Annotated in this window: 11 protein-coding genes; 6 read left to right on the top strand and 5 right to left on the bottom strand. The window is 35.0% G+C overall.

Annotation, left to right across the window (positions count from 1 at the left end; translation table 11 throughout):
* The first annotated feature begins 158 nt into the window (after positions 1-158).
* Positions 159-479: a bacillithiol system redox-active protein YtxJ gene (gene ytxJ, locus C7J90_RS01030; RefSeq protein ID WP_103210628.1), complete on the top strand. Its 321-nt coding sequence runs from the start codon at positions 159-161 to the stop codon at positions 477-479.
* 362 nt (positions 480-841) lie between these two features.
* Complete coding sequence (locus C7J90_RS01025) at positions 842-1,960, top strand: glycerate kinase (protein ID WP_103210626.1); 1,119 nt, start codon at positions 842-844, stop codon at positions 1,958-1,960.
* A gap of 213 nt (positions 1,961-2,173) precedes the next feature.
* On the opposite strand, the gene pepT is transcribed toward C7J90_RS01025, so the two are convergent.
* The 4 genes from pepT to gdpS form a co-directional block, all read right to left on the bottom strand.
* A complete protein-coding gene (pepT, locus tag C7J90_RS01020; protein WP_103210624.1) occupies positions 2,174-3,412 on the bottom strand; it encodes a peptidase T in 1,239 nt (412 codons plus the stop codon).
* Positions 3,413-3,428: 16 nt separating this feature from the next.
* Positions 3,429-3,932: a threonine/serine exporter family protein gene (locus C7J90_RS01015; RefSeq protein WP_103210622.1), complete on the bottom strand. Its 504-nt coding sequence runs from the start codon at positions 3,930-3,932 to the stop codon at positions 3,429-3,431.
* A 14-nt stretch (positions 3,933-3,946) separates the two neighbouring features.
* Entirely contained in the window at positions 3,947-4,708 is a 762-nt protein-coding gene (locus tag C7J90_RS01010) for a threonine/serine exporter family protein (protein WP_103210620.1), read from the bottom strand.
* 217 nt (positions 4,709-4,925) lie between these two features.
* Positions 4,926-5,996 (bottom strand): GGDEF domain-containing protein GdpS, encoded by a 1,071-nt coding sequence (gene gdpS, locus C7J90_RS01005; protein ID WP_103210618.1) that lies wholly within the window; start codon positions 5,994-5,996, stop codon positions 4,926-4,928.
* A gap of 382 nt (positions 5,997-6,378) precedes the next feature.
* Between gdpS and C7J90_RS01000 the strand changes: the two genes are divergently transcribed.
* Positions 6,379-7,434, top strand: coding sequence for a glycosyltransferase family 4 protein (locus tag C7J90_RS01000; protein WP_103210616.1), 1,056 nt, complete (start codon positions 6,379-6,381; stop codon positions 7,432-7,434).
* 149 nt (positions 7,435-7,583) lie between these two features.
* Here the strand turns inward: C7J90_RS01000 and C7J90_RS00995 are convergent, their stop codons facing one another.
* On the bottom strand, positions 7,584-8,219 hold the full coding sequence (locus C7J90_RS00995) for a YigZ family protein (RefSeq protein ID WP_103210614.1): 636 nt from the start codon (positions 8,217-8,219) through the stop codon (positions 7,584-7,586).
* Positions 8,220-8,533: 314 nt separating this feature from the next.
* On the opposite strand from C7J90_RS00995, the gene fakB1 reads away from it, so the two are divergent.
* The 3 genes from fakB1 to C7J90_RS00980 all read left to right on the top strand — a co-directional run bounded on the left by fakB1 (position 8,534) and on the right by C7J90_RS00980 (position 11,870).
* A complete protein-coding gene (fakB1, locus tag C7J90_RS00990) occupies positions 8,534-9,409 on the top strand; it encodes a fatty acid kinase binding subunit FakB1 (RefSeq protein WP_103210612.1) in 876 nt (291 codons plus the stop codon).
* 492 nt (positions 9,410-9,901) lie between these two features.
* A complete protein-coding gene (locus C7J90_RS00985) occupies positions 9,902-11,212 on the top strand; it encodes a DEAD/DEAH box helicase family protein (RefSeq protein WP_103210610.1) in 1,311 nt (436 codons plus the stop codon).
* Positions 11,213-11,252: 40 nt separating this feature from the next.
* The gene (locus tag C7J90_RS00980; protein ID WP_232618912.1) at positions 11,253-11,870 is read left to right on the top strand and encodes a ComF family protein; all 618 of its coding nucleotides are present in this window, start codon (positions 11,253-11,255) and stop codon (positions 11,868-11,870) included.
* Positions 11,871-11,899 lie beyond the last annotated feature (29 nt).

The following is an 11,899-nucleotide window of genomic DNA, read 5'->3' as shown; positions in this document are numbered from 1 at the left end:
ATTGTATGATTTTGATGAGGGGATTTTATCATAAAAGTTAAAATTAAAGGTTAACAAGCTGGCATTAAATGTGTATAATGATAAACATTGAGAAAAAGCATGTAAAAATTGAAACTATGAATCATGTTGTTAAGAAATTTAAACTAGAGGTGAAGAGAATGGCGATAAAGCTAAGTTCGATTGACCAGTTTGAACAAGTTATTGAACAAAATCACGATGCATTTATATTAAAGCATAGTAATACTTGCCCTATTTCAGAAAGTGCGCTAGATCAATTTAATAAATTTTTATATGAACGTGATATGGACGGCTATTATGTTGTTGTACAAGAAGCGCGTGAACTTTCTGATTATATGGCTCAAAAAACTGGTATAAAACATGAATCTCCTCAAGCTTTTTATTTTGTAAATGGCGAGGCAAAGTGGCATGATAGCCACCAAAATATTAATGTCTCATCACTTGCTAAAGCAGAAGAATAAGTGATTCACTATCATTTGAGAATGCTGATAGTAGATGCATAACAATGCTACCATCAACATTCTCTTTATTTGTATTCAGTTTATTAACAGCGCTATAATATAGTGAAAGTGTCAAATGCTTACGGAAGCAACAAACTCCTAACCATGATTGAAGTGCAGTTGTTTTTAAAGGTTCAAAACCTATTCTAAATGATGAACGATTTCGAAACAACGAGATAGACAGAAAAAGTCTAGGGTTTGAGTGAGACACAAAGACGTTGAAATACGATGAATTGAATAAAGAGCACGATACATGTTGATGTGTAATCGGTAGCTCATGTTATGAAGATATCATTATGAGATCATTGGTAGAGGTGACATAAATGAAAGTACTAGTGGCTATGGACGAGTTTAACGGTATCATTTCAAGTTATGATGCCAATCGTTACGTAGAAGAGGCAATTGCAAGTGAAATTGAGAGAGCAGACATTGTACAGGTGCCATTATTTAATGGTCGCCATGAATTATTAAATTCTATTTTCTTATGGAAATCAGGCACGCAATATCATATTACAGCACACGATGCCGAAATGAATGAGGTTGAAGTGACTTATGGTCAAACTGATGATGGCATGACGATTATTGAGGCTGGACAGTTTTTAAAAGGGCAACAATTCCGTCCAAACCATACAAGTTACGGTCTAGGAGAAGTGATTCATCATGCGTTAGATAAAAAAACTGAGCATATTGTCATCTCATTAGGCGCAATTGATACAAGTGATGGCGGCGTAGGCATGTTACAAGCATTAGGTTGTCGCTTTTATGACGACGAAGGAAGACTATTGGATATGAAAAAAGGCGCAACTCAAATTAAATACATCCGTAAAATGGATACTAATGATATTCATGAAGGATTAAAAAAGTGCCAGATTCAATTGGTGTCGGATTTTAATAGTAAATTGTATGGTAAAAAGAGTGAGATCATGCAAACATATCAATTTATTGATATCTCTCGAGATACAGCTGTCGAAATTGACAATCTGTTATGGTACTTAGCAGAATTATTCAAAAGTCAATTGCAACTTGCGCTAGGTCCTATTGAACGTGGTGGTGCTGGTGGCGGTATTGCTAGTGCTATGCACGCATTGTTCGGTGCTGAAATTTTATCGAGTCATGAGCTTGTAGATCAAATTACAGAACTGGATGGACTCGTTAAAGAAGCGGATTTAGTGATATTTGGTGAAGGAGTCAATGAAAAAGAGCAGATTATTGAGACGTCATCGTTGAAGATAGCAGAATTATGTCAAAAACATCATAAAGTAGCGGTAGCTATTTGTGGCACGAGTGCAAAGTTTAACCAATACGAAACATTAGGTGTTACTGGCATGTTTAATACTTTTATTGAAATGCCTCAAACATACACAGATTTTAAGATGGGCATACAGTTACGTAGTTATGCACGCCAAGCTGTAAAATTACTGCAAGCTCAGCTACCTGCATAAAATAGAATAAGATGTGCGGTGAAGATTTCAATGATGGTAGATTTCTTCACCGCTATTTTTATATCAAGATAAGGGAGTGTGCGTATTACAAAATTCCTGGAAATTCTGCTTCTCGAAAAGCGCTTTAAAAGTTTTTATAGAAGAGAAAGTTGCATCAACGCCACAGTGCATTTTTGAAGCAGTAGACAAGCATGTATGATTTTGTTTTACAATTTACTTTACGTCATTGTCTAATGTGGTTACTTTTTCGACAATGCCAATGATGACCTGGACAGAAATCATCATAACATCGATGGATGCATATTCGTAAGGCCCGTGAAATTGATCACATCCTGTAAAAATATTAGGAGTAGGCAGACCCATGAATGATAGTTGAGAACCATCCGTACCACCACGTATAGGTGCTGTATTAGGTGAAATGCCTAACTCTTCAAAAACAGCTTTAGGAATATCAATAATATGTTGATGAGGTAGTATTTTCTCTGCCATATTAAAGTACTGGTCATTGATTTCTAATGTTATAGGATTATAATGATAATTTTGGTTTAACCGCTCTTGAATGGTTTTTAAAGTTGTTTTACGTGCTTCAAATTGTTGACGATTGTGGTCACGTATAATGTAATGTGCCCGTGCTTTTTCTACATCACCGTTCAGATGCATGAGGTGATAGAACCCTTCATAACCGTCTGTATGCTCAGGAACTTCTTGTTCAGGAAGTTCTGCATTAAATGAAGTAGCTAGTTGAAGGGCGTTGACCATTTTATCTTTAGCAGACCCAGGATGTACATTAACGCCTTCAAATGTCACAATGGCTTCTGCTGCATTAAAACTTTCAAATTGTAACTCACCTAATTGGCTACCATCCATTGTATAGGCAAAATCAGCGGCAAAACGTTCGACGTCAAATCGGTGAGGACCACGACCAATCTCTTCGTCTGGTGTAAAGCCAATGCGTATAGGACCATGTTTGATTTCAGGATGGTTGATTAAATACTGAATGGCTTCCATAATTTCAACAATGCCAGCTTTATCATCGGCACCAAGCAAAGAGGTTCCATCTGTTGTCATGAGGGTATGACCTGTCACTTTTTTCATATCCGGAAAAATATTTGGATCTAATTGGCGTCCAGATTGACCTAACTGAATCGTTTCACCATCATAATCTTCTATAATTTGAGGGTTAACATGGCTAGCATTGAAATCAGGAGAAGTATCCACATGGGCTAAAAACCCTACTGTAGGGACGTTTTTTTCAATATTTGACTCTAAAGTAGCAAATAAGTAACCATGTTGGTCTAAATCGGTTTGTAAACCCATGTCTTTTAATTCTGTTTCAAGTAAATTGATCAAATCCCATTGTTGAGAAGTGGATGGTGTTTCTGAACTATTTGGGTCAGATTGAGTATTTATCTTTACATAACGCGTAAGTCTTTCTATGATTTGTGATTTCATCTTTTAACACTCCTTTTTATAAACGATTATTCATATGATACCCTTTGCGATAGGTTTTGCCTTTTAGTTTACCATATTGATGTTTTAACCGAGTGTAAATATAATAAAATATTTCGGCACACAAAATACCAAATGCGATGGCGCCTGATGTTAACGTCACTTCAAGAAATTGGTTAACCGCTTTAGTGTAGGCATTTGTAACAAGTAAGCGGGTTGCTTCATACGCTGCACCACCAGGCACTAAGGGGATAATACCAGGGACGATAAATATAATAACGGGTCGCTTATAACGACGGCTCATCGTATGGCTCATCATACCAAGAATAAAACTTCCTAAAAAAGCAGCCATAACTATCCCGTAATTTAAATCAACGGTAATTCTATAAATAATCCATCCCATTGCACCAACGAACCCTGCAGCTAATAGTAATCGTTTCGGTGCATTAAACAGAATAGAAAAAAGCATTGTTGCAACAAAACTGATGACAAACTGTGCAATATAATATAGAACTGTTGTCATATTAACACACCTTTCTAGAATAGTAACAATACAATAGCAACACCAGCGCCGATTGCGAAGGAGGTAAGTGCTGCTTCAACACCTCGAGACATACCTGCCAACAATTCACCAGCTAATAAGTCTCTTATCGCATTTGTAATTAAAATACCAGGGACAAGAGGCATCACGCCTGCAATCGTAATAATATCTTGGTTAATGGCCCAACCGATTTTAGTGAAAAAAGCAGCGATACTAATGACGACCATCGAGCTAATGAATTCTGAAAAAAACTTAATCTGTATAACACGTTGAACAAGGTCAAAAGTTAGAAAAGCGCCAGCACCAGCAAGTACAGCATAAATGAAGTCATGGCGTACTCCGCCGAACATAAATAAGAAAAATCCTGATGCGATAGCAGCCGATAGAAATTTAATAATAAATGAATATTGTAAAGAGGCATGCTCTAGATGAATCAATTCGGCTTTTGCTTCATCAAGTGTTAATTCATCACGTGAAACTTTACGTGAAATATTATTAGTCAGCGCAATTTTCTCTAAATCTGTTGTTCTTTCACGTACACGTACTAAACGAGTATTGGTACGGTTGTTTAACGAGAATATAATGGCAGTTGATGTGACGAATGCATATGTATCATCTAAACCAAAGCTAGCAGCAATACGTCCCATTGTATCTTCAACACGATAAGTCTCGGCGCCACTTTCGAGTAAGACCTTTCCTGCTAATAAAACGACATCTATGACTTTATTTTCATCTATTATCGTTAGAGACTCTGTCATAATATACCTCCCCCAAAATGTTTGATTATTAGTCAGTCTACCTTGTTGTCTCAACGCTTGCAATTATACCAAACGAATCTTAAAGATAAGCGACTATTTGATTTTAATAATGTAAAAGTGAATAGATAAAATAATAGCACAAAGAGGTTGGGACATAGCGATTTTTCAGCAATCGTGTGATAAACGCTTTTGTCCAAACCTCTTAACATTTGATTATTTATTGCAATTTAATGATGGGGTTGAACATAACTTTGTCACGCCCTTCAGTTTTAGCAACATGTAACATATCATCTGCATCTTTAAATACTTTGCGTTGAGATTTGTAAGTATCGTGTGCTAAGTAGCCAACGCCAATCGAAACGGATAATTTGATAACGGTCTTGTCTGGTAAATGAAAACTTGATTTTTTAACAGCTTTACGAATATTTTCAGCTAATTTAACGCAATCATCTAATGAATAATCGCTTAATACAATGGAAAACTCTTCGCCGCCATTTCTAAAAACTTTTGTCTTTTTAGGCACATAATTCTGTAAAAGATGAGACATTTGTTTCAGGACAGCATCTCCTGAATGATGTGAATACTCATCATTTACTTTTTTAAATCCATCAATGTCAATGAGTAATAATGCTAAACTTTGTTGATTTTGTTCGGCTAAAGTTGTCATATTATTTAAGTGACGATCAAACTCCTTAACGTTGCCTAAGCCTGTTAAGTAGTCGATAGTGTCTTCATTTTCATAACGTGCAATTAATGAGAAAAATTGAAGCAAATCAACATAAAAAATGGTCGTCACTAAAGTGGCAATGATTGCTAAAGGAATTAAATATATGACTTCCATTATGTCAAATGATGGCATAAACATAGCAATCATAGCTAATATTAAAATACTGAGAGCGTTTAAGATTTGAATGGCAATTAAGTGACTTTGTTTTAGGAAAGGTCCAATGACACTAACGACACCTGCAATAATAATGAGAGAGATGGCGAAAGTTAGAGAAGTCATTAATACAAAATAGCCAACTAGTGCGATAATGATAGCAGCCAATAATGTATAAAATGAATTCGTATAACGACCTAAAAATAATAATGGTACAAATGACAATTGAATGGTATACGTATCGATTGGTACAGGGTGGAAGGCTAATAATAAGCCCACGATTATCATTAAAACTGTAATGTAACTTTTTGAGAATCTGAAATCATGTGATTCAGCGTACTGTAAGCGATGAAATAAGTATATTCCTGCAATTGTTACTGAGATATTATAAATAATTGATTCAATCATATATATGAAACCTCTTTTCTACGCAACTGTTATTGTAAGTGAAATGTTACATTTTGTCATTAATAATTTTTATATGATAAAGACTAAATATTGGCTTATAATGTTATTTAAAGCCATTAAATGTTAGAATATGGTAGAATATCAACAATATTTAGTTTTATTGTAAAGGCTACATTTAGTATTTAGGATGAAGTCTGGACAAAAGCAGTTAGGATAGAAGCAGACACGAATGATAGTGGATGACACGCTTAAATATAGATGCATCGTGAAGTTCTATAATGTTAGCTTGCTTTTTACCTTGTTTCAAACTAGATGTTCTATATATGCGATTATAGCTGTAACTATAAAATTTTTATTATTATGAATTAATGAAGGTGAACTGATGTACACATTAAAGCTCATTGTTATTTCAATGATAGTCAGTTTGATAATAACGCCCATTGTTATTGCCGTTTCGAAAAAGCTAGACATAGTCGATAAACCCAACTTTAGAAAGATACATACAAAACCTATATCGGTACTTGGTGGATCAGCGATTTTAATTTCTTTTTTTATAGGTATATGGTTAGGTCATCCTATTGAACGTGAAATTAAGCCATTATTATTAGGGGCTATTGTGATATATCTCATTGGTTTGATTGATGATATGTACGATTTAAAGCCAATTTTAAAGTTATTTGGACAAATCGTAGCGGCTTTAGTCGTTGTATATTATGGTGTGACAATTGATTTTATCTCAATTCCTATTGGGCCTACAATTTATTTTGGTTGGTTAAGTATCCCGATTACTATTTTTTGGATTGTGGCGATTACAAATGCAATCAATTTAATAGACGGTTTAGATGGCCTTGCTGCAGGAGTTTCTACTATAGCCCTTGTTACGATTGGGTTTATAGCGATTTTGCAAGGCAATATCTTTATCATGATGATATGTAGCGTGCTCATTGGATCACTGATAGGATTTTTAGTATTTAATTTCCATCCTGCTAAAATTTTCCTCGGAGATAGTGGGGCGTTATTACTAGGTTTTATTATTGGTTTTCTATCATTATTAGGTTTTAAAAATATCACTTTTATATCGTTGTTTTTCCCAATTGTAATTTTGGCTGTGCCATTTATTGATACGTTATTTGCAATGATACGCCGAGTGAAAAAAGGACAACATATCATGCAAGCTGATAAATCTCATTTACATCATAAGTTATTGGAGTTAGGGTACACACATAGGCAGACAGTGACACTTATTTATTCAATTGCTGTGATGTTTAGTGTCGTTAGTGTAATTCTTTATTTATCGCAACCATGGGGTGTTTTTTTAACAGTGATATTAATCATTGTTACAATTGAACTCATTGTTGAATTTACTGGACTGATTGATGATGATTACCGTCCGATGCTTAATTTTATTGCCAAAAAGAGAAGGCAAAATAAACCTTAAACAAGCACGCTTCAAGCCAAGTTGATTATCAATTGATCAATTTGGGCGTTGAAGCGTGAATTTTTGTAAGTGAGAAGATACTATTTTGAAAAGCTGAAAAGTAAGTTAGTGCGATATTAAGGTAGCGTATTTTTAAGGATTGATTCACATTAATTAATATCAAAGGGTAAACGCTTGACCTCATCTTCAGTAAGGTCATAGTTACCTTGTGTATATTGGTTTAAAAATTGAATGAAATCATTATATTCTTCTTGAATGACATCGATATAGTATGTGACTCGGTCGGTGTAGACAGTATCTCGTAAAAAGAATGTAGTTGATTGTAACTCGTATTCAAATTTACCAGTTAAATCATAATCAATTGTGACTTGCGTGGGAATGGCAGGTCGTAATTCGATTCTTCCAATATCTTGAATAGCATCTCTGACTGCGCCACCATAAGCTCTAATCAAACCACCTGTACCAAGTTTAATCCCCCCAAAGTAACGTGTCACAACGACTGCAACATTATGTACATCATGCTTCTTGAGCATTTCAAGCATGGGGACGCCTGCTGTACCACTCGGTTCACCGTCATCACTTGCTTTTTGAATATGCATCGTGTCTCCAATCGTATATGCAGAGCAATTATGTGTGGCTTCACGATGTTCTTTTTTCTTTTCGTCAATAAACGCTTTTGCTTCATCTTCAGTGAAGACAGGTTTGATATGAGCGATAAAACGAGATTTATTGATCACATTCTCAATAATGTGTTCTTTTTTTATTGTAATAATTGAAGATTCCATTGTTGTCCTCCTTTAAAAATAATAGAGCTGTTTAAAGTAAGAAGCTTGTAAACACATTTAGTGTTGTAATAGTTTTTTACGAGTTAATTTATTTTTAATTATACTATACTTAATTAATTGACAGTAATAGATTTGAATGCAAATATGGAAATGACTGAAATTAGAGCTATTCAAAAATAATAGCATTTATAAAGGAAATTTGATATAAAAGAATGTGAAGATACAGTAAAAAGTTTACGGTATAATTGAACTTCTAAAATAACGACATATGGCTTTACAATGGCGTTTTACATATCATTGAGGAGGAAATCGATATGAAAATAGCAGTAATGACAGATTCTACTAGCTATATCCCTCGCCCCATTCTAGAAAAATATAACATTCGTACAGTGCCGCTTAGCATTACACTGGAAAATGGTGAGAATTATAAAGAAAATGAGACAATCACTGCTGATGAGTTTTATGAAATTTTAAGAGGTGCTTCATCCATACCAACGACAAGTCAACCTGCTATTGGAGAAATGATTCGTGCCTACGAAGCATATCGAGATGAAGGTTATACAGATGTTATTGTTGTGCATCTTTCAGCAGGAATTAGTGGCACATACCAAACAGCCCTTCAAGCAGCACAAATGGTTGAAGGCATTAATATTCACCCAATAGATTCTAAAATTGCATGTCTTGTTGAAGGCGCATTTGTGTTCCGTGCGCTAGATATGATTGAAGAAGGTAAGCATATCGATGAAATATTAGATGACTTAGAAGACATGCGTCAAAATAATAGTGCATATTTAGTCGTGGATGATTTGAAGAATTTGCATAAGAGTGGACGAATTACGGGGGCACAAGCTTGGGTCGGTAATTTGTTGAGAATGAAACCGGTGCTGACCTTTGAAGAGGGTCTGATTGTCCCTTATGAAAAAGTACGTACGAAAAAACGTGCACTTAAATTGATTGAAGATAAAATACTAGAGGTGGCAGAGCAATATACAACACCGACTATCATCATAATAGGTGGAGACAACAAAGAAGAATCCCGCAATGTTTATAAAGAAATGATTGAGCAGTATCCTGATTATAATATTTTGTTTTCAGAATTTGGGCCTGTTATCTCTTCGCATTTAGGTTTAGGTGGATTTGGTATTGGAATAGTGGACCGTCATATTGAGATGCCTAAAGTAGATGAATAATGGCTCTCAGTCAAATTGGACTAGTCGCATTAAATTAAGGCGTTATGCAATAATGGATTGCTTAACGCCTTTTTCGTTGTGTGATCATAAAGTCTTGAACATTAATGCCTCTTTTAATACGACATAAATCAGTAAAATTGAGTTGGTAAAACATACTTTATAACTTAGGGGTGTGAATAAATATAGCAAATTTGATTGATTCCTAAGCCGAGACTTCTGAGGCATCTTGCCGTAACCGAAAATCCATTTTAAGATTGGGTAAGTTCAATCTTAAAATGAGTTGAGGTGAGGCGCCTAGAAAAGCGAGGCTTTATGGAACAATCAAATAAATGAAATTAATTTATACACCAGTCCGATTTACTATAGAACCTGAATAATTGAGTTCCCTTTTTGATTGAAGTATAAATAAAAAATGTATCAATAAGAGCAGAGCATGTCTTTTCATGTTTTGCTCTTATTTTTTAAAGTAAGCAAATATATTATAGCGTGTAAATGAGTGAAGGGGGGACGAGTATCAAATATTACGGACAAGTTATCAATGATGTTGATCAACGCACTGACGAAATAATTGCAACTGAATGTTTAGGTGTGACAGAGACGAGCTATGGATATCATTGTACGCGATGTGAAATAGATGCTAAGCGTGCATTTTATCGATACTATAGTCAGGTACTTCATCAAGATGTTGTGTATTGTCGGAATTGTATCAATATGGGGCGTATGGATAATATATCAAAGTGCATTGTGACTCAAAGTCATACCGTCATTTCTCAAGGCAATTACGAGCTGCCTTTTGTTCTTTCTGAGCAACAACAATATGCGTCAGATAAGATTGTACGTGCAGTTTTATCTCAGACTTCGTTGTTATTGCATGCTGTTACCGGCGCAGGCAAGACAGAAATGATGTTTGAAGCTATCTCTCAAGCACGTAAGCTAGGATATAATATTGCAGTCGTTTCACCTAGAGTAGATGTTGTTGTTGAAGTAAGTGAACGTATTATTTCAACATTTAAAGATGAAGCTATCGATGTTTTACATCAAGCGAGCTCGCAACGTTTTGATGGACATTTTGTTGTATCAACTGTACATCAATTATATCGTTTCAAAAATCATTTTCATGTCGTATTTATTGATGAAGTGGATGCTTTTCCACTTTCGATGGATCCACAACTAATGAATGCTATTTCTAAAGCATCACGAGATAAATCAAGTCATATTTATATGACAGCAACCCCTCCATCCCGCCTTAAAAGTCAATTCAGCGCTTCCAATACTGTGATATTGCCTGCCCGATTTCATCGTAATAAGTTAGTCGTTCCAAAGTTTAAATTTTATAAAGTGAAGCATCATCAAATTCAAAATCAACTGTTAAGACAATTGAAAAACCAACAAAGTCATCAACGGACAACTTTACTCTTCTTCAATCATATCCAACAAATGCTGATTTTTTATAAAACATATCAATCTGTTGTAAAAGGGATGTGTTGCATCTATAGCGAAGACCCGGATCGGTTAGAAAAAGTAGCGGCCTTACGTGAAAGGAAATATTCAATTGTACTTACAACAACTATATTGGAAAGAGGGTTTACTATGTCTCATTTAGATGTATGGGTTATGGATAGCCATACCTACACCTCTAGTGCACTAATCCAAATTGCTGGAAGGGTTGGACGTAAAGCGGAAGATCCAACTGGAACGGTGATATATTTCCATGAAGGTAGGACGGTTGCGATGTATCAAGCAAGACACGAAATTTTTAAAATGAACAACTTAGCTTTAAAAAGGGGATGGATAGATCATTAATTGTTTGATTTGTCATAGCAGAATAAGAGAACAGCTGAACATGCATAACGCCTTTACACCCCCTGAAATATTGTGTGAAAAATGTCTTAACTTATTAGAACGACTTAAATTTATAGAAGAAGGACGATGTACGTATTGTAAAGGGAGTCTAGAGCATAGTATTTGCAAAAACTGTAGTCAAAAACCTGAAAATACAAATATTTTTGAATGTATCACGCCCATTTTTCATTATGACGGCATAATCAAATCACTGATTCATCAATACAAATTTATGAAAGATGTCGCATTAGGACATATCTTTGCACGCTATATCTCTGTACCTAGACAAAATTATGACTATATTGTGCCCATCCCATCTGCAGAAGATAATGACTTCGAACGCACCTTTAATCCTGTTACGACGATTTTAGATTTGAAAAAAATAAATTATTTGAAATGTTTGGGTATGGTAAAACGACCTAAACAGTACCAACTTTCTCAATACGAAAGGCGTATATCTCAAAATCCGATGTATTTCAAAGGGGAAATAAATCTCCAAAACAAGCATATTTTACTGATAGATGACATATACACTACTGGTGAAACAGCCCATCACGCTGCGAGAATACTATTCAGTAAAAAAGTCAGAAAATTAAATATGTTAACGTTTGCACGATAGCGTAAACATGTTAAAATATAGTTAAGAAA

The organism is Staphylococcus felis (assembly GCF_003012915.1).
GTDB lineage: Bacteria > Bacillota > Bacilli > Staphylococcales > Staphylococcaceae > Staphylococcus > Staphylococcus felis.
Note: the sequence above shows the minus strand (reverse complement) of the source record. Positions and strands in the feature narration are given on the sequence as shown.